The following is an 18800-nucleotide window of genomic DNA, read 5'->3' as shown; positions in this document are numbered from 1 at the left end:
GGAGCACTCATAGACGCACCAATCGGATTCGAGTTATGATGTTAGAAAATGGACGCTAAGGAGGACTTCATCTTGAAAAATATCGTATGTGCACTAGCTTTGCCGCCAGAACTTCTAGAGGGCATTCGCCTCGCTGCTCCCGAATACAATATCATTGCTGGACGAGCTAAGGAGCTCGATCGAGACGTATTCCGACAAGCTGAAGTTATTTTCGGTTGGTCGCCTGCTATCATCGAGGAATGCCTCCATGATGATTCCCCGCTTCGCTGGATACAGCTGTGGACGGCTGGTGCCGATTATATTCCGATGGATACACTCCGCAAGCACGATGTAATGTTGACTACGGCGGGGGGTGTGCATCCCGTCCCGATGATGGAGACGGTATTCGCGATGCTGCTCGGCTTCACTCGCAATCTGCCACAAGCGATTCGCAACCAAGATCGACACGTATGGGACAGTAAAGGGAATTATACGGAACTGCTGGGCCAGACCATGGGGATTATCGGCATCGGTCAAATCGGGGCTGAGGTTGCACGAATTGCCAAGGCGTTCGGGATGCGTGTTCTAGGCGTACGCCGCTCCGTTCAACCGACTGATTATGTCGACGGCTTGTACACGTTCGAGCAGCTGAATGAAGTTCTATCTGAATGCGACGTAGTCGTCAACATACTGCCAAAGACATCTCAGACGATAAACTTATATGATGAAAATAGGTTCGCTGCCATGAAGCAAGGGGCACTGTTTATCAACGTTGGACGGGGTGCATCGGTGAAGACGGATGCTCTTATCGGCGCCTTGAACAGCGGTCACCTCGCAGGCGCTGGCCTCGATGTGTTCGACATTGAGCCATTGCCTGAGGATCATCCGTTATGGTCCATGGACAATGTCATCATGACTCCTCATATTGGAGGCAATACCGAGCAATTGAAGGAACGAGCTACGAAGCTGTTTATCGAGAATCTCAAGGCCTATATCGCACAGGGACGTCCTGCTCGCAGCATTGTCGATTACGACAAGGAATACTGAGGATGCTGATTATGGTGGCCGGGCTTGCGTTTGAACCTCGTGATTATTCTGTCAGCTTTCAGGCTGAGACAATCAACTTGCTTGCGAAAGAATACGCGCTGCTCGAATTTCTGTACCGAAATCGTGGCAAGGTCTTTAGCCGGGAGCAGCTGCTGGATCAGGTATGGCCAATGGAATATCCGGGCGAGCGAACGGTAGATGATCATGTGTATCGGCTCCGAAAAAGAATGAAACCATGGAGCGGAAAAGTTCAACTGATCACCGTGCGGGGACTTTGCTACGGCCTCACAATAAAAGAAACGCTGGGACTTGCGGTTCCGTCGCTGACGGATAGTGGATTGCAGAAGCAAATCGGGCAGTTGTTGGACACCTATCTCATGTTAGGGCAAAGCCAATCGATGTTAGCCCTTGTCAATCAGCAAGAGCTTCTTGGCGTGAATATCAGTCCCTCCCATCGAATGTTTCTGAGGTTTGTGCGGGCAGATCTGGACTGGTTTCTGGAAAGCAGTGCGGAGAACCCAGATAAATTATATTGGCTGCTGATATTTTACTACTCTTTTTACATGGAACCGGCAAAAAGTCTGAATTACTTTGAACGGACAATAGAATCGGGTATTTTGCCGTTTGAGATGCATCGTGAGCTGAAAGTGTTAAATATCCTCGGTCTTTATGCAGATAACGGTCGTGTTGAAGAGGATCTGCAGCGAGTGCAAGAAGCTTATCGGATCATTGAAAAGGAGCAAGGTAAGCTGGATACCTTCAAGGTTCATATTGCCATGTCGGAAATGCATATTCATTTGGTCGCAGGCAGTATCCAGGAGGCGGAGCGGTGCTCTAGGCAGATCGAAGACATGCTGGCTGAAGCTCCTTATTTGCGGGAAATCAGCGCCTACCATGGTTTAAGAGGGAAATTGCTGCTGCTTCAAGGCTGCCCCCAGGAAGCAGCAGCTGCATTCGAATATGGCCTTGAGGCCGGCGAAACGGCGCATCATGTACCGCTGCTCGCTCGGTTGATCGTTGGTACGCTCCATTTTTTGAAAACGTCATATAACGATTCCAAACTGCTGCGAACCTTCCAGACTCGATATAATGAGTTTGAACGGCGGTATAAGCTGGAGGCATATAAACAGCCTATAGAACAGATGATTGAGCGGATTTTAGGTTCTGTCTGATAATCCCCTGATATTTCTTCGTTAAAGTGAGAGTAATTCTGATTTAGCGGAGGAAAAATTCATGTCTACCACATCTGTATCTAACGGGCGCCAGACATCTATTTGGAAAAACCCGGTTTTTACTAAAATGTACTCGGCTTATGCAGTCTCATCTTTCGGCGAATGGTTCGACGTCTTTGCAATTGAGATTCTGGTGGCATACCGCTGGCATGCGGATCCGTTTATGATCGCCTTGATTCCGGTGATGATCGCTCTCCCCGGCATTCTGTTCGGATCTTTCGCCGGTGTAATCGCCGACCGCTGGAAGAAGGTCAATCTCATGCTGTTGGCCGATGCAGCCGAGACGCTGCTCACCATATTGCTGCTGTTTGTTCCCGGCATGTACTGGATGCTGCCTTTGCTTGCGTTTCGCGCCACAATGGGAGTATTCCGCGTTCCAGCGCATCAAGCGTTAACGCGCCAGGTAGTTCAGGAGAATCAACTGCTCAAAGCAACCTCGTATAACGGACTCGTTAATCAATTTTCCAAAATCGCGGGGCCCCTGCTCGGCGCAGTGGCTTTAACAGTGATCTCCCCACAATTATGTATTTTGGTGAATGCCATCACGCGCTTTTTCTCCTGCATCTTGCTATATACAATGCGGCATATCGATGAAAATGCAAAAGCAGAGAATCGGGAGAATTCTGATGACTCGGAAAACGGCGCAGGAACTAAGATGAACTTCGCCCAATTATGGAAGCAAGGGTGGGTATTGCTGCTGCAGCGCCGGATTCTTTTTAGTAGTTTTATCGTGAATATGATCATTATGCTGATTATTTTGATGATCGATTTCCAGTTTCCGACGTTGTATCGGGAAATTGCCCCTCATAACGAGTCTTTGCTTGGCTGGATGGTGGCTGCCACAGGAGTCGGAGCGTTTATCACCATCCTATTGCTGAACCGTCTTGGCAAAGTGAGGTATGGACTTGGGATCGGGGGAGGAGCCGCGTTGATTGGAGCTGCTTTTGGAAGCATGGGACTCTTAAGGGTGGATTCGCATGAAATATGGAGCATCGTCTTGGGACTTGTGATCGGTATTGGAAACGGGATGTCTATTGTGACTTATAACTATGTCCTACAGAAAGAAACTCCTGAGGGTATGACAGGCCGGATCTTTGGCATTCAAAATATGTCCGCCAGCACGATGATGGTAGGTGCGCCTTTAATCGGAGGCTTACTGATCCGTGGAATGGGTGTGAGCAATGTGTTTTTCTTGCTGGGAACAGTTGTCTTCATCATTGGCGTCATATGCCTGAGTTTTCAGCACGTATTATGGCCGACCAGGTTCCAATCAACGCAGCCGCAAGAAATGCAGGAGGTTTCCGGGTAGCGGTTTATGCAGATCAAAAGACTCCAGTATAGAGCCTGAAAATAAGCCAACTTCCCGTCTTATGGATGTCATTTTCATATTGTTTATCGTGCTGGCAACATTGACGTACTCGCTCCAGCGAAGGTACGTACCGCTGATTTCAACCGGATGCTGCGGGACGATGCTATTAATCTGATCGTACCGCCTTGGAGTGGCGAATATTAATTCAGCGGAAAGTTCAAATCGGCCTCTGTTCGCATTATCTGCGACGAGGCCGGTTTTTTCTTGAGTTGTTCGAGATTCCGCACCTATCGGCGTGCCGGCAGGCACAGCATGTTCAAAGTTCACCTTCAACTTCATGAGAAAAGTCCGGTATCCTGGTGACGTCAAATGAAGGCGACCAGCGCTCCGAATTCTGGTTAACGTCCATGAACTACTGTCCCCTCGTGATCAACGAAACGATCGAGCTGTAAGCCCGCTTCGCTTCCTCCGTCATTGCGAAACGCTTGCCGTTCGCAGGATTGCTCATGAGAAGGACATGATGTGCCTCCGCTTCATATCGCCGGAACATCTTGCCTGCTGCGTTCGCATATGCGGCCGCTTGAAGGCGATCTGCACTGTAGTGCGCCGCAAGCGACAGCTTCTCAATGGCTTCGGTCTGCAGCACGCGATCGAAGCGGTCGCTGCTAACCGCCGCCTCCCACCAAGCGGCGGCATCATCGGCGCGGCCAAGGCGTGCACTTGCCAAGGCGAGCGCACGGTAGAGCCCCTTGCCATCGCGTTCGTAGCGCAGCCCTTCCTGCAGAAGGGCAAGCGCCTCCTGCGGAGGCAAGGTTCGGCTCACGGCGATGCGAAGCGCCGTGTTCGCGGGCGCCCAGCGCAGCGCAGCCACTTGCTGCGCATGCGCGCGGGCCATGCCGACAGGGCCTGTGGCCTTGTCGGCAGCAGCGCTGGCGGCCGCGGCGAGCTGTTGTGCCACGAGGTGGCACGACGCGAGCACGATTGCGGCTGCCAGCGGAGCGGCAAGCAGCAGTGCCGCGAGACGCTTCCCGCGCTTCGTGCCTACCTGCCACAGCGCGAAACGCATCCTTGGAGAGCCATGATTGAGGCTCTCATCGTACAAGCCCAGCGTTAGCAGCAATGCGAACAGCAGCGTCACTAGCCCATACGACATGTCGAAATCAATCAGACTATGTGCAAGCAGCATCGCTGCGGCCAATCCGAATCCGGCATGCCGACGCCATGCTAGCAGCAATGCTGCTAATACTAACCCTATTGCAGGCATTGTAAATACCAGCCCTACATCAAGCAGCATATCCAGCACGCTGCCGTGCACTTCCTTGCCAACATACGGCTCGCTCTGTATGCGTGCAAACTGCTGCCGCCATGAATCTCCGCCTGCGCCGAACCAAAGATGTTCCTTCCACAGAGTAATTGCATCCTTATAGAACAATGTTCGCGCTCCTGCAGTAGCATAATGATCCGTAATCCGACTGCTTGCCCCTGTAGGCAGCAAGTGAATGCCTGCTATCATAAGCATTGGAAGTATGATGAGAATCAACCCATTTCGTAGCCAACGGTTCTGAGACAGACTCAGCATTACGCCGCTGAACAGTACAATTGAACCGATCCAAGCGAACCAAACAGGCATCGGCAGCCACCCATCCCCACTCTGCCACATCGAGGCACTCCATGCGGCCGCTAGGAAAGACCATGCTCCGAACCACAAAAACGTCGTCACGTACTCCGCACGATAGTCGCGAGCGCTCCAGATTCCAACCAGCAATACGATACCGAACACGATCCAGGATCCCCTTGATTCGGTAAGACCAAGGACGACCAAATGGGGAACAATCGGCACAGCCGCAAGCAGCCATTTGGTAGAGACAACCCGTACATGAACACTTCCACTCCGTTGGCTTCGAGCTTTAGCCGCCGCACAGGCTGCACCGTTCAAGTGCAGTAACGCGAACGCCCCGGCAAGTACACCAAGCGTATTCGGGTATTGGACAACCCCACCTAATCGAAATCCAAACGCCGACAATTCTGAATTCTGACTCACCATCACACCTGATTCATTCGGTATCCATCCATAGAGCATGCCAAGAGCGCTGCCACTGATTAAGAATCCGACTAACATGATTGAACCTGTAATGAGCCGCTTAGCCTGATCCCCCCCTCTGTGCAGCATAATGGCGAGCAGTATAATCCAAGCTTGCAGCATCGCGGTTCTTAGGATTTGCATCTCTGTGCCATATACGGTTGCAGGCCCTAACACCCAGCTAATGAAATATCCGATGAGCAGGGGAAGCGGATATATGAGTGGCAATGGAAGGACTGCATCCCACTTCCATGCGACAAGCATACATACAGAAGCTGCGCAGAGCAGGAGGGATAGCATTCCCACATCGCGATCATAGAACAGCCCCTGCTTCCATAACCCAACAAGAAGCACAGCGAAGATTATCCCGATTCCAACATACAAAACAACAAAATTGCCATGGCCATCTTGTTGTAAATCCACCTTCATCTGCACTCCCCCTTCTTTCCCGATTCTACCAATTCTATATTTATTATGATGGACAATCAAAAAGAAGGCCAACCCTTAGGTTGACCTTCTGACGATACTGCTTGTTATTCTGCGAGAATCGCCATCACGATCTTAGCGCGAACAAAATTATTGTCACCCTTCGTGAACAGCCATTGCTGCGCGTCCACAATCTGATAGGATGATTCGCCTCTTGCGGCAGCCAGCTCCTTCAATTCACGAATGACTTTCTCTTTGCCGGACAGTTCAATCGCTCGCTCCAGCGTGACCGTCGTTCCATCGAACAGATAGAGACCATACTGTCCTTCATCAAATCCTTTAGATTGGCCCTTTTGTTGATCAATGATGAATGTAAGGCTGCCCCCACTTGTCAGTTCTCCCTTACGAGCATTACCTGATGCAACCTTCTGTTCGAGCTCTGCATAGGAAGGCAGATACTGTTCAAATGGAGCCATGTAATACTCACCGGAGCCAGCTGGCATCACTTCAAAGCCGTTATCTACTTCTGGATAAGTACCGGCAATGCCAACTTCGCGCGGTTTGCTGATGTACATGCTTAATGTTCCATGCACAGGAATACCTTGTCGTTGATCATCCGCAGTAATCGTGATTTTCTCGATGCCCTCTGCGGAATCGGCTCTCGCACGCAACAACAGGTTATCCCCATTAATCTCGCATGAGACCAGGCCGTTTGCCGAGACTGCAGTAAAGAATAATTCATCATTGTCTAAATCCTCAAAATATCTTGACAGCTCAAGACTTGCTTCACCGCCAGGAGTCAAATGCAGCGTTCGATCGAAATTATTTTTCAGGCTGGGCGATCGATTGATTTTATAGTCCTTATAGTATGTAGCGGATATATCTTTACCGTTCGTATCTTTTATTGTTACTTTGAATACCCATCTAGTATCCACTGCGTTCTGAGCCACAGCGCTGAAAATATATCTTTTCTGATTAACAGGTGTTATATTATTGAATCCATTTCCAGAGCGAAGCTCGTTATAAGGTACCGGTAAGTTGGATCTCCAATCTACATTCTCAAATATATATTGGAAATCATTGATTTCAGAAGACCCCAGCTGCACATAACTTTCCTGTTCAGGTTCTCTAATCCGAGGAATAATATTACCCTGTGAGGGGTCGACTACCGCAACGACAAACTTATGATGAAGCACCGTTCCATCCCCTTGGGTCCATTTGAACTCGACCGTAGTCGATCCTGGACTATGCGGCGTCACCACGTATTCTTCGTTAGGTAAATCTACCTTTACTTCGGCAATTGCAGGATCAATGTTCACCACTTCCTGATACGTAACATTCGTAACAGATGGCTGAATTAACTCGGCCTTAATCTTCTGACGCCCTTCCTGATTCATTGCAACGTCTGTGAATACCTCAAATACCTTAGTCGGGTATCGATTATTTAGCCCAGCTGCTGACGTCGATGTTGGTAAGGCGCTTAATAGGAGCACGATGCCAAGACATCCGATTAATAAGTTCCTTACATGACGAGAAGCGCGCTTCAAGCTGCTCCCTCCCTCCCTTTCTCTCCTACCATTTCTATTCTATGTAATGGTGAAGTACATTGCTATTTTAGCATGTTATGGGCGAGCTGTTATTGAATTTTTTGATTTGCGATCAATATGTGATTTAATCTGTTCCCGCATAATAAATGCACGCAGGGACCGTTGTGCAGGATCACTGGTTACCTGAAGCTTGGCTCCATAGAAGATATCGTCTTCCCGACTCGCCATACGAGCAATCGTTAAGCGGCAAGGAACAGCAAATCCAAGCTGCAGTTCAGCCTCTAATTCGCTTCCTTCCACGAATGAAGCGTTCCCCTTAATGTTGAAACCGATCCCATTCAAACTAATATCTTCGATATGAATCGGTATTGGCGTCGGCGTAATTGCCATTCCTTCCGCCGGTCGTGGAGGCAGTACGTATCCATGCTTGCGTACCTCTATTCGCGGAAATAAGCGTTGATCTGTAAATTTACGCTGTTGATGCGGCGGATGAATAAGCATCAACGACCCTTCATGCCGTGCCACAGCCTGAGTATGGAAATTAAATATGCCTACCGGCGAATATATGGTCACCTTCAGCGCCTCTCCAAGTTCAAACCGCTCGAATTCTGGCAGTTCTACCTCCATGACATCTCCTTCTAAATAAGACAATACTCCCGTTGCAATGCAGTTGTCGCCCTCAAGCACTGTACGACTGTGCAAAAGCGACATTAACAAATGCTCTGGAGCATCCGTTACATAAGCTCCCGTCATTGACCGTTCAACCTCCTAGGTTCTTCGTTCGCAGTTTATCCCCTTGCTCCGCTTCGCTTCGTTTCACTATTCACGTTAATCTTGCTCTTGCTGTATGAAGATCGAGCCAGACATAGGCGTCCTGCTTGTTCTATTGCAACAACTCACTTTGCCCTGTTCTATAACCATGCAGCTATAGATTCTTTTAATGGGCATTGATTTGTTACTGTTCCTGTTCCATACTACCTTCCTTTATATATCGTCCAAAACGGAGGGAATTTGAAGAGAAGCATACTGCTGGATAGAGTCGCTCGACCAAGGAGTTCATGTATGTAGCTCACTAGAGAAGGAGCAGGCCCTACATTATGCGATGTAACGAGAGCCGCCCATATTCGTTGGATCATAACTAAGAACCAATTCAGCTTATGAGCCTGCCTATCCCCCACATCAAAAAGAACCCTCTACACAACGGAGAGGGCTCTAGCCTTAGATACTTATACTGTGCGCTTGCAGCCACGAGCTTCCAACAGCTCCTGCAGGGCATGCTCCAAGTACGGATCTGCGTTCAAAAACTGTCTGAACGTCTCATACTCGTTCCACATTTGCGGGTCAGTCTTTTCTACCTGCCCAGCAGGTTCTTCACCGCGAACCGCACGAATCAAAATATTCTTGGGTGTGTGCTCTATATCAATAAATTCGAGCAATTGTGTACGATATCCTACGCAATCAAGCAACTTCGCCCGCAGTCCATCCGTCGCCAAGGCACTGAAACGTTCCTTCAATATGCCGTGTCTCAACAAGGGCTCCAGCACGCTCTGCTCCACCTGACGGTTCAATTCATGCTGGCAGCATGGAACCGACAAGATAACTTGAGCTCCCCACCGTACAGCCTTGTTTAGCGCTGCATCTGTCGCGGTGTCACAAGCGTGCAGCGTCACCACCATATCGACCTCATCGGCACCTTCATATTGGGCGATATCCCCCATTTGGAAGGAGAGTCCGTCATAGTCAAGGCGCCTAGCAAGCGCCTCGCACCGTTTGATGACGTCCCGCTTCAAGTCCAACCCTACAATGTGAACCGGGAGCTTGGATTCTACATGCAGAAAATGATACAGCGCGAACGTTAGATACGATTTGCCGCAGCCAAAATCGATAATGCGGACCGTACGATTGCTCGGCAGATGCGGCAGCACATCCGCCACCATTTCGAGGAAACGATTGATTTGGCGGAACTTATCATATTTCGCTGCAATCACATTGCCTTCCTTGCCCATGATGCCCAGTTCGACCAAGAATGGAACCGGAACTCCCTCGTTCAACACATATTGCTTCTTGCGGTTATGTGACACTTCAACCTTGCGCACAACTGCCGCTTGCTTGCGAATCGTTACCTTGAATTTCTTGCTGATCAACACTTGGTAATCGCCTTCTGTTGTCCGCAACAGTCCCTGCTTGAATGTACTCTCGAATAAAGACATCACCTTCGCAGCCGCTTCTGTTAACGGGACATTATCATGCGTCACCTTATTATCATAATGATACTCGAACTGGATCTGAATCTGTCCGCGCAACTGCACCGGCTTGAGCAGCACCTTGGTGTAGCCCTCCTCAGGCTTGCGCCGCAGTTGGCTAAGCACTGCACTGCTTAAGATTTGTTCTGTAATCACTCGTTCAACTAACTCTGTTAATTGTTCCATCTGCTTATAACTCCTACCGTTCCATTTGCCATGCTGTACTCTTACTTACGTCTTCCCTGCCCGAGATGACCTCTTCTCGGCTTAATCCGCCTTCTAGAAGCGTCTCATCCGACATTGCATCAAGTCGTTCATAGAACTTCAACGCTTGCGTATATCGACTTGCTGCCTGCTCAGGATGATGCCGCTCTCCACTGTTCAACCACTCAAACAAAGAGTCCTCTGCTTCAGCCAGACGACCCTCCTTCTCAAACCAGCGCCACATCTTCTCCCTTAAGCGATTATCAATATGATAGCCTTTGATTACCTGATATATCGCTTCCATCGAGTCTTGAACCGGAAGCAGCCTCCGATCACTACCTTGCGAGGTCGCTTCCAGCAAAAGCTCGTACGACTTCATCAATCGCAGAATATATATTGTCTCGTCATTGTCAGTTCCCATCATGCTCTCACCATATCGCGGCACTTCGGCAGCGCCAAACGGCGACGACTCATCATCATGCCTGCTTCGTTCCCAATCCAACTTAGCCCGCTCATACAGTACAATCGCCAATGCTTGGATCTCATCTGCATGCAGCCGCTCTCCCGTCCGGAACAGTCGTATGATGTCCTCTGCCGGAAGCTTGTCAGCCAGTTCCCCGCTAATCCGAAAACGGCGCTGCAACAATTCATCCCATTCGACAATCAGTTGCTCACGCTTCTTCTTTTCCTTTAGTCCAAGCGCTTGACCAAACATACGAGTCATCTCTTCAATTAACCGGAGTAAATAATCACGTTGGTGCATCACCATCACCTCGGCCGTATTTTAGATTGAAAGACAAGGTAGGAATAAATCATGGGGACAAAGACTGATACCGCTATTACAAGTAAACCGATATATCCACCCCAGTGGAGGGGCAGCAGCCATGCTCCAGCACATGCTAGTAAACCCGATATAAGCCACACCTTGCCGGCCAGACGATGCGTTTTGCGCCATACCTGTTCGTCTGCAAGCGTCCACGGCGTACGGATACCGAAAAAATAGTTGAACCGCACACGTCCAAACATGTTGCCAAGGAACATCCACAACAATCCGAGCGTAGTTAATATCAGAGATTGCACCGGAAACCCGTTAATTAGATGATAGCCGATCACGACGCCGAATATAGCTTGCAGGAACACAGACAATGCCCAGCCGAACCATATGTATGTGGATTCGAATTTCTTGTAATTGTGCTGCTGCGGATCTGCACGTCGAATGAACGGCAAAAGTACGGGGATCAGTATTAAGATAGCAGAGAATATGATAAAAACTATCGTCTTCTCCATTGTCCCGTCAGGAGCGCCATAGTAGTTGAAATGGGATACAATCCTCTCTGGAAGCTTCGGATATGCCAGCCACAACAGTCCAGCTACAATCACGTTGTACACAAACAATACAAGAAATGCCCTTCTCTCCAGACTGTGATCCAGTAGTTTCATTAATCATCCATCCCTCGCTTCCCCTGGTATGAAATGATATCAAGAAACCAGCCGAGAGCCTCCTGCAATACGGTTGTATTGAGTGAGTACCATATATGCTGGCCTCGCCGCTCATCAAGAATGAGCTTCGCTTGCTTCAACCCATTCAGATGATGAGAGATGCTTGGCTTCGTCATATTAAAGTGATCGGCGATGTCTCCTGCCGTCATATCCTTATCCTTCAACAAGGTTATAATCTGTCGCCTAGTCGGATCTGCAAGTGCTTTAAACGCCTCATTCATGTCAAAGCCTCGCTTCATGTACATAATATTCGGATTCAGACATCCAAAAAGTAAGTCAAGTATAGCGAAAAAGGGGAGCTTCCTCAAGTGAAGCTCCCCTAGACGTGGTCATCCATATCATCGTTGTCCCTAATACATCAGAACACTTCTGCTGCCTCTTACTGAAATACATTAGCTAAATAGGTGTGCAGCGCATCCGCAAGTGTCGCTGGCGTCTCCATCATACTCATATGACCCGCCTTCTCTATCGTAACCTGCGAAATATTGTCCCCGCTCGCCGTAAAGGCTTTATCTGCTGTCACAATCTGATCGTGCTCTCCCGCTACTAACAGCACGGGTAACTCAGTTCCTTGCAATACCGAAGTCCGATCAGTTCGCTCTCTCATCGCAAGCGCTGCTCCAGCAGCTCCTTGCGGCGGTGTGCAATATCCAATCTCCTTCGCCCTGCTCACCTGCAAGGCATGCTCTTCAAGATGCTGTGGCGCGAACAGCTTCGGGATTAATCCGTCCACAACAGGAACGATACCCTGCGATTGCAGCTTCTCGACAACGGCCAAGCGATTCTGCTTGCCCTCTTCGGTATCCGGCAAGCTCGTGGAATGGATCAGCCCGAACCCATGCAAGCGGCTGCTATAGCGCTGAGCGAACGACAGCGTAATATATCCACCAAGAGAGTGACCAAGCAGCACAAATTGCGATAGCTCGAGCTTATCGGCAAGCGCAAGCACATCGTCAGCCATTTGTCCAATGGTATATGCGCCTACAGGTGAATCTGACTTGGCATGACCTCGCAAATCTGGAGCAATGACGCGATAGTTCTGCGCCAGCATCGGCATTATCGCTTCCCAATATTTCGAACTTCCACAATAGCCATGAAGCAATAGGACAGCAGGACCTTGTCCTTGCTGTTCTACATTCATCGTAAAGTTAGCATCCACCTGTATTCTTGTCATCGCTTATCCCTCTCTCCTTCTGGTACGTTCTCAAATTCGCAAGCCTTCATTTTATGCAGAACCTGCCGAAATATGCACCTTTAATTACCATTACACAAAATTTTCAAAAAAGCTTGTCCAAAGCATTCTTTCATTCCAAAAACATCCATACATATATAGTATATTACACTACCCATAAATGCCTGAATCAGCAGCCAACTCCAAGCATTGCCCGCACCAGTAATCTGCGATATGGAATAGAGGGGGGGTGAACAATATGCAAGGGTTCGAACTTTTCTTTGCCACGAGTGCATTTATTCTCGGGTTAGTTCAGCTCATCATCAAGCTGACGGACCGGGAAAGTAAAAAATGATCCGTTCCCCCAGAACGGATCGGTACAGCTTAACACGCACATCTGTATGAACCCGAATGATGGAGGCGGAGGGCGATCCGGCTCCATCTTTTTTTGGCCCACGACATCATTTGTATGGAGGTTATTCGGTATTTATGCTTGGCTCGGGAAGAAATGATTCGATGATAGCATCCGCTATTTCGTTCGCCATCTTCATGACGTGATGCAAGGAAGTCGTCTGCAATGTCCAATACGGCTTCGGGCCATTCACATTCACGACACAAGCAATGCTGTATTGACCCACTTCCGGCATAGCTAAGCCGACCGATTCTGCTGGCTGTAAGGAGGAGTGGCTGACCAGATATTGTCCTACGGAGCCTGGATGTCCGAGGCAAGCATCGATTGCAACCGTCACAACATGATCCCGCAGCGCAGATAACCGGGATTGCAAATTCGTGGCATCACATGGCTCTTCCATCGTCCCTACCACCTGCAAGCCATGCTGCGCAAGTCGGGTGCCAACCAAGGGTCCAAGCGCATCTCCTGTGGATCGGTCGGTACCGATGCAGACGAACATAACGTCCTGACCTTGATGCTTGTCTGCGACTTGCCGCAGCCAATCTTGGAGACGATCTATCGTGCAGCGCGTTCTCTGGCCGCTCTGTTCGTATACCTTATTCATACTGCCGTTGACTTGCATGGGCGGAGAGCTCCTTCTGTTCTTTGTACTTCTTGATCAATCCTACTTCATAATTCATTCTGCTGCATGATTCAATCTGCTTCATGATTCACATTCTACTGTACAATTCCACTGATGCCAAGCAAGGCACAATAAGGAAGGAAGCATAAGAAATGCCTCGGAGACGAACATTGAATTAGGCGAGGATATCGTTTTGTTTCCACTGCTTTCGTGATACAATACGGACATGTTGAATAGGACGTTATCGCAATAGCGTCTAAGGAGGAGAACCATGGTTTCCAATGAAAGAACGCAAGCCAATGTAGAAATGATGATTGATGTGATCAAGGATAAATTGAAGATGGCTACGGCAGCAGCGATGCAGTCCTCTGCGTTCTCCGTAGAGCAATATGACGACATCAAGGATATTTACGATATCATTATGAGCAAGCCTGCTTTCAGCATCAGTGAAGTAGAGGCGATTGTCTCTGAGCTCGGCAAATTACGCCGTTCCTAACACTTTGTCGTATCGCATCACCAGTTGCAACCAAACGAAAAATAGCTCCTAGCGCACAGTGCATAAGCAAAGCGGCTCGGGAGCTATTTTTATTTATACCGTAATTGTATTGAGCGACGACCGCAAAGCCCGCAGACGTTCAGGGTCAATTGGTGCTAGGGCATGACCGCCTATGCGTACATTCGATCCAAAATGAACCTGCTTCACTCCTGCTTCCCTTGTGAAATCAACCACTGTCTCCGCGGTCAGTCCACTGCCAGCTAAAATCCCCAGATTCGAGCCAGCAGCCTGCCGCACCATGGACTGGATACACGCAAGGCCTTGCAGAGCGCTTGGCTGACCGCCCGATGTCAGTACAGTAGTCACCTGTGGGTAAGCAAGCAGAACATCCAAGGCTTGTAGCAGATCGGCAGACTTATCGATCGCGCGATGGAAGGTCAGCGGCAAATCGCCGGCTGCCTCCAACACTCTCTCAAGCAGATCAACGTCTACCTTCCCTTCCGGTGTAAGCGCGCCAAAAACAATAGCATTCGCTCCAGTTTCACGTAACAAGCGAGTATCGCGCACAATTGTTGCTCGATCGTCAGCATCATACACGAATGAACGGCTATGCGGCCGTACCATCACATTAACCGGAATACTTACGGAAGCTATAGCCTCTTCAACGAGCCCGAGACTAGGGGTTAGTCCCCCTTCTGAAAATGCAGTAATCAGTTCAATGCGATCTGCTCCATGCAGCGCCGCTTCCTTCACCTCTTGCACTGTCGTACCGATAACCTCTAAGAGTATGGGATTCATTAGCTCACCTCTTCTATGATGTCATACTACAACGAAATTGCGCATCATACCGCTCACTTCAATGCTTGAAGCTGAAATACCGTCTTCTGTTCTCCGACCACACGGCCGTTGTCGTTCCGAATTGTGCCTGGGAACACGCGACGAATACGCTCAATTGTCGACTTCTCCTCATAAGCAATCTGTTCGAGAATCGATGCAACAATATGCGCCCATTCCTCATCTGAACCATCCGCTACCTTGAAGGCGAAGCCCAGACCTTCACGACGAAGTCCGAAGGCAAATATCCCTTTGAAGCCGCCCTTGGCTATGATGTTCTTATCTTCCATCAACAGCGAGTCAACCCGATTCGTACCGCCAACTAATAATGGATGCTCCTGCATTGCATTGCGAATGCGCTCTGCAGCCTGGCGAGTCGGTTCATCCTTAATAAGCTCTGGGCAGGCGATCTTCACATACGCCGTTGCGAGTCCTTGAAGCGGAAGTGCATACACCGGGAAACCACAGCCATCTGTACCTGCATGCATCTGTTCTGGATCAACACCTGCCATCTCGCCGATTGTACGTGTAATCTCTTGCTGTGCGGGATGTTCAGGTTCCGTATAAGTCGCCAGATCCCAGCCCATCATATGGCTCCATGCAAGGACGCCGAAATGCTTGCCAGCACAATTATGATACGCTCTCCGGCGTTCTCCTCCATCGCGCAAATACTGCTCTTTCACTTCTTCGTTCAATGGAAAAGAGGGCGAGCAAATCAAATGATTCTCTTCAAGTCCCGCACACTGCATAATGTGTTCCATCGTATCAATATGAATGGATTCTCCTCGATGAGACGCTGTCATCAACGCTAAATCTCGAGTTTGCAGCCCATAATGCTCAAGTGTCCCACTGCGAACAACAGGGATCGCCTGCAGTGGCTTGCCTGCCGAACGCAGGAACATCGGTGTATATATATCTCCGAGCGCATATTGAGGCTGCAGATGGCGATCGACACCACAGATTGCACCACGATGCTCGCACTCCAGCCAGCCATTACGTGTTTCCTCCACTAGACGTTCATTCATGTTCGTCTTCCTTTCATTTCTTCCAGTTGCAACAAAGCATGGAAATATGTTATTGATATTACATATTTACCTTTTGTCCATAATTCGTGCTTTAAGAAGCATCAGCGGACATCTTGTAATGTAAACATACACCTAAAGGAGAAGTGTTGACAACTGTGAAACAACAATATCGGGGCGTTACGCCAGAAGCAAAACGCAAGTTCGCACTAAATCTTCTAGGGGGAGCTGCCGCGACACTTATCTTGGCTATCGTTTTCTTTTTTATCACTAGAAGTGTTCTTCTGAATCAAACGACTGACTTCGATCGCTACGTAACGGATACGGTACGCCAAGCAGCCTCCCCTACCTTAACAACTGTCGTCACATGGATCACCCATATCGGATCTAGCCGTGTCGTTGTACCATTGGCTGGCATACTTATTGTACTCCTTGCCTTCGTGTACAAGCGCAGATGGGACGCCATAAGCCTTCTGACTGTCTCGCTGGGAGGCGCCTTGGTCAATGAAGGCCTGAAGATCTGCTTCCAGCGGGCAAGACCAGACTGGGAACACTGGGTCGTTGAAAATGGCTACAGCTTTCCAAGCGGTCACTCCATGGTTAGTACTGCCTTCTTCGGCATGATTGGATATTTAATATGGGTTCACTTAAAAGAACAGGGCAAGCCTGCCGGATATGTGCTTGTGCTTACGGTATTACTTATTGTATGCATCGGGCTTAGCCGCATTTATTTGGGTGTTCATTACGTAACCGATGTGCTGGGCGGATACACGGCAGGTGCAATCTGGCTTCTGTTTACCATTATGGCGATGCAGTGGCTGAGAGACCGCAAGAGAAGCGCTCGATAGGTACAGATAATGGGTGCCTCTGTTTCAAACCTCCTAAAATTGTGTAATCCTCTAGTAAGACTTTCGACTACACACAAAAGGAGAGGTTAGTATGAGTCAAAACACAGAATGCAATAACGCAAAAATGGATTGCAACACATTTGTAAAGGGACTTCTCATTGGGGGCGCGATAGGAGCGGCTGCAGCTCTGCTGCTTGCGCCGAAATCCGGACGCGAGCTGCGCTCAGATATAAGCGATAAGGCACAGCAAGTAGGCGGCAAAACAAAAGAAATGGCGACAGATCTTGGATCCCGCACAGCTGAAACCGTAAAAACGGTTGGATCAAAAGCGGGTGCAGTCGTTAGCAGCGTGAAAGAAGCATCCAAGGAGTTCGCTGCAACCGTAAAGGAAGCAACAGCCAACACTGCAAATCAGTTGAAGGAAGCATCTGCAGACGTAGCAGAGGAAATTGCGGACGAGTTGAAGAAGGAATAGTGAACGGTATCTAATCTTTCATGAGAATTGCATCTATACCATCATAGCAGACACAAAATGAAGATGCTGTCTATACAGACAAGCATCTTCATTTTTTCTACGAAGAATTATTCGATGTCAATATATTCTTAAGTTTCTCCGTTGCACGCCGCTGGATGCGCGATACGCTCATTTGGGAAATGCCGAGACGATCCGCAGCCGAGCGCTGTGATAATCCTTCATTAAATATAAGTGCCAATACATTTTGTTCTTCCGGCTTGAGTTCCTTCATAGCCTCCATCAGATCCATCTTGCGTTCCACCGATTCATAATCGTCGGCTTCAGAGCGAATCAGCTCTCCCAATGTCGCAGCACTCTCATCCTGCGATAATGGGGTATCTAAGGAGACGTAATGATAGCACTCTCGACCGGCTAGAACTTCGACAGTTTCTTCGACGGACAATTCCAACTTCTCCGCAATCTCATTTACATTAGGCGACCGCTCAAGCTTCATTGTCAGCTCATCAATGGTCTGCTGTACGAGCGCACCTTTTTCCTTAATCCGGCGTGGAACTTGTATATACCATGACTTGTCCCGCAAGAAGTTCTTCATATGCCCAATCATACTTTTCATCGCATAAGCTTCGAACGGAACACCTAACGAACTATCGAATTGCTTCAATAAGCGAATCAATGCCATATTGCCGACCTGCATCAAATCTTCATACAAGTCCGGACGGTTGCGTGAAATCTTGCCTGCGGCCATCTTGACCATGGGATCGTATCTCTGAATGAGGATCGTTGCAATCTCATTATCATTTGTAGCTTGATATTCATGTATGAGCCGTGTTGCTTCCTCGGATGAATGTTGTTGAGGGACAGCACTCATAGAAGTTCCCCGCTTCGCTGCAGGCGCTTCTTCATCTTCACAACGGTGCCGTGACCATCGACGCTCATCACTTCAACCTCATCCATCAACGCCTGCATTAAATAAAATCCAAGACCACCGGCCTGAATATCTTCAAGCTGCTTGTCATGCAAGCCTTCCACCCCACTGGTCTTGCTTGCTGCATCAAAGCTCGCTCCCTCATCCTGTACGATGATCCCAATCTCATCCTCAGCAACCTCAAACAGTACTTCAACGACTCCACCCTGCGAATCATACGCATATAGCACTGCATTATTGCAAGCTTCCGAAATCGCTACCTTCATATCTTCTATATCCTCATAGGAGAATCCGATACGGCTTGCGATGCCATACAAAGTCAACCGTGCCAACTCCACATATTCGGCTTGTGCTGGCAATGATAACTTAACGCGCTTCCATTCTCTTGCGTGTTCCATAATTCTGATTCAGTCCCTTTCATCGTTCAT

20 protein-coding genes are annotated in these 18800 nt (G+C 48.9%); 6 read left to right on the top strand and 14 right to left on the bottom strand.

From position 1 onward, the window contains the following. The first annotated feature begins 72 nt into the window (after nt 1–72). The 3 genes from PBN151_RS18370 (at nt 73) to PBN151_RS18360 (ending at nt 3567) form a co-directional block, all read left to right on the top strand. Nucleotides 73–1026: a D-2-hydroxyacid dehydrogenase gene (locus PBN151_RS18370; protein WP_072730169.1), complete on the top strand. Its 954-nt coding sequence runs from the start codon at nt 73–75 to the stop codon at nt 1024–1026. A gap of 2 nt (nt 1027–1028) precedes the next feature. Continuing rightward, entirely contained in the window at nt 1029–2198 is a 1170-nt protein-coding gene (locus PBN151_RS18365; protein WP_083545204.1) for a winged helix-turn-helix domain-containing protein, read from the top strand. A gap of 61 nt (nt 2199–2259) precedes the next feature. Further along, nucleotides 2260–3567 carry an MFS transporter gene (locus tag PBN151_RS18360; protein ID WP_072730168.1) on the top strand — a complete coding sequence of 436 codons (1308 nt, stop codon included), beginning with the start codon at nt 2260–2262 and terminating at the stop codon, nt 3565–3567. Here the strand turns inward: PBN151_RS18360 and PBN151_RS18355 are convergent. The 10 genes from PBN151_RS18355 to yyaC form a co-directional block, all read right to left on the bottom strand. Next, a complete protein-coding gene (locus PBN151_RS18355; protein WP_072730167.1) occupies nt 3529–3906 on the bottom strand; it encodes a hypothetical protein in 378 nt (125 codons plus the stop codon). The two genes, PBN151_RS18360 and PBN151_RS18355, sit on opposite strands and share 39 nt — an antisense overlap. 73 nt (nt 3907–3979) lie before the next feature. Further along, entirely contained in the window at nt 3980–6076 is a 2097-nt protein-coding gene (locus tag PBN151_RS18350; RefSeq protein WP_072730166.1) for an O-antigen ligase family protein, read from the bottom strand. 104 nt (nt 6077–6180) lie between these two features. Continuing rightward, complete coding sequence (locus tag PBN151_RS18345) at nt 6181–7620, bottom strand: hypothetical protein (protein ID WP_072730165.1); 1440 nt, start codon at nt 7618–7620, stop codon at nt 6181–6183. 75 nt (nt 7621–7695) lie between these two features. Next, nucleotides 7696–8373 (bottom strand): PilZ domain-containing protein, encoded by a 678-nt coding sequence (locus PBN151_RS18340; protein ID WP_072730164.1) that lies wholly within the window; start codon nt 8371–8373, stop codon nt 7696–7698. A 473-nt stretch (nt 8374–8846) separates the two neighbouring features. Continuing rightward, nucleotides 8847–10049, bottom strand: a complete 1203-nt coding sequence (locus PBN151_RS18335; RefSeq protein WP_072730163.1) for a class I SAM-dependent methyltransferase — start codon at nt 10047–10049, stop codon at nt 8847–8849. A 13-nt stretch (nt 10050–10062) separates the two neighbouring features. Then, nucleotides 10063–10830: a DUF6483 family protein gene (locus tag PBN151_RS18330; protein WP_072730162.1), complete on the bottom strand. Its 768-nt coding sequence runs from the start codon at nt 10828–10830 to the stop codon at nt 10063–10065. A 5-nt stretch (nt 10831–10835) separates the two neighbouring features. Then, nucleotides 10836–11507 (bottom strand): SdpI family protein, encoded by a 672-nt coding sequence (locus tag PBN151_RS18325; RefSeq protein ID WP_072730161.1) that lies wholly within the window; start codon nt 11505–11507, stop codon nt 10836–10838. Beyond that, on the bottom strand, nt 11507–11788 hold the full coding sequence (locus PBN151_RS18320) for an autorepressor SdpR family transcription factor (RefSeq protein WP_072730194.1): 282 nt from the start codon (nt 11786–11788) through the stop codon (nt 11507–11509). The genes PBN151_RS18325 and PBN151_RS18320 overlap by 1 nt, the downstream gene beginning before the upstream one ends. Nucleotides 11789–11946: 158 nt before the next feature. Next, complete coding sequence (locus tag PBN151_RS18315; RefSeq protein WP_072730160.1) at nt 11947–12741, bottom strand: alpha/beta fold hydrolase; 795 nt, start codon at nt 12739–12741, stop codon at nt 11947–11949. 473 nt (nt 12742–13214) lie between these two features. After that, complete coding sequence (gene yyaC, locus PBN151_RS18310; RefSeq protein WP_072730159.1) at nt 13215–13772, bottom strand: spore protease YyaC; 558 nt, start codon at nt 13770–13772, stop codon at nt 13215–13217. Nucleotides 13773–14043: 271 nt separating this feature from the next. Between yyaC and PBN151_RS18305 the strand changes: the two genes are divergently transcribed. Then, complete coding sequence (locus PBN151_RS18305) at nt 14044–14268, top strand: DUF1128 family protein (protein WP_021255294.1); 225 nt, start codon at nt 14044–14046, stop codon at nt 14266–14268. 93 nt (nt 14269–14361) lie between these two features. On the opposite strand, the gene PBN151_RS18300 is transcribed toward PBN151_RS18305, so the two are convergent. Further along, entirely contained in the window at nt 14362–15066 is a 705-nt protein-coding gene (locus tag PBN151_RS18300; RefSeq protein WP_072730158.1) for a copper homeostasis protein CutC, read from the bottom strand. 53 nt (nt 15067–15119) lie between these two features. After that, entirely contained in the window at nt 15120–16127 is a 1008-nt protein-coding gene (locus PBN151_RS18295; RefSeq protein ID WP_072730157.1) for an asparaginase, read from the bottom strand. 155 nt (nt 16128–16282) lie between these two features. Between PBN151_RS18295 and PBN151_RS18290 the strand changes: the two genes are divergently transcribed. Then, a complete protein-coding gene (locus PBN151_RS18290; RefSeq protein ID WP_227774825.1) occupies nt 16283–16972 on the top strand; it encodes a phosphatase PAP2 family protein in 690 nt (229 codons plus the stop codon). Between the two features lie 91 nt (nt 16973–17063). Then, nucleotides 17064–17447, top strand: a complete 384-nt coding sequence (locus PBN151_RS18285; RefSeq protein ID WP_021255298.1) for a YtxH domain-containing protein — start codon at nt 17064–17066, stop codon at nt 17445–17447. A 97-nt stretch (nt 17448–17544) separates the two neighbouring features. Here the strand turns inward: PBN151_RS18285 and PBN151_RS18280 are convergent, their stop codons facing one another. Both PBN151_RS18280 and rsbW read right to left on the bottom strand, forming a co-directional pair. After that, nucleotides 17545–18315, bottom strand: a complete 771-nt coding sequence (locus tag PBN151_RS18280) for a sigma-70 family RNA polymerase sigma factor (RefSeq protein ID WP_028532007.1) — start codon at nt 18313–18315, stop codon at nt 17545–17547. Next, nucleotides 18312–18770 (bottom strand): anti-sigma B factor RsbW, encoded by a 459-nt coding sequence (rsbW, locus tag PBN151_RS18275; RefSeq protein WP_072730155.1) that lies wholly within the window; start codon nt 18768–18770, stop codon nt 18312–18314. The genes PBN151_RS18280 and rsbW overlap by 4 nt, the downstream gene beginning before the upstream one ends. Nucleotides 18771–18800 lie beyond the last annotated feature (30 nt).

Source organism: Paenibacillus sp. NAIST15-1, assembly GCF_001894745.1.
Lineage (GTDB): Bacteria > Bacillota > Bacilli > Paenibacillales > Paenibacillaceae > Paenibacillus_B > Paenibacillus_B suaedae.
Note: the sequence above shows the minus strand (reverse complement) of the source record. Positions and strands in the feature narration are given on the sequence as shown.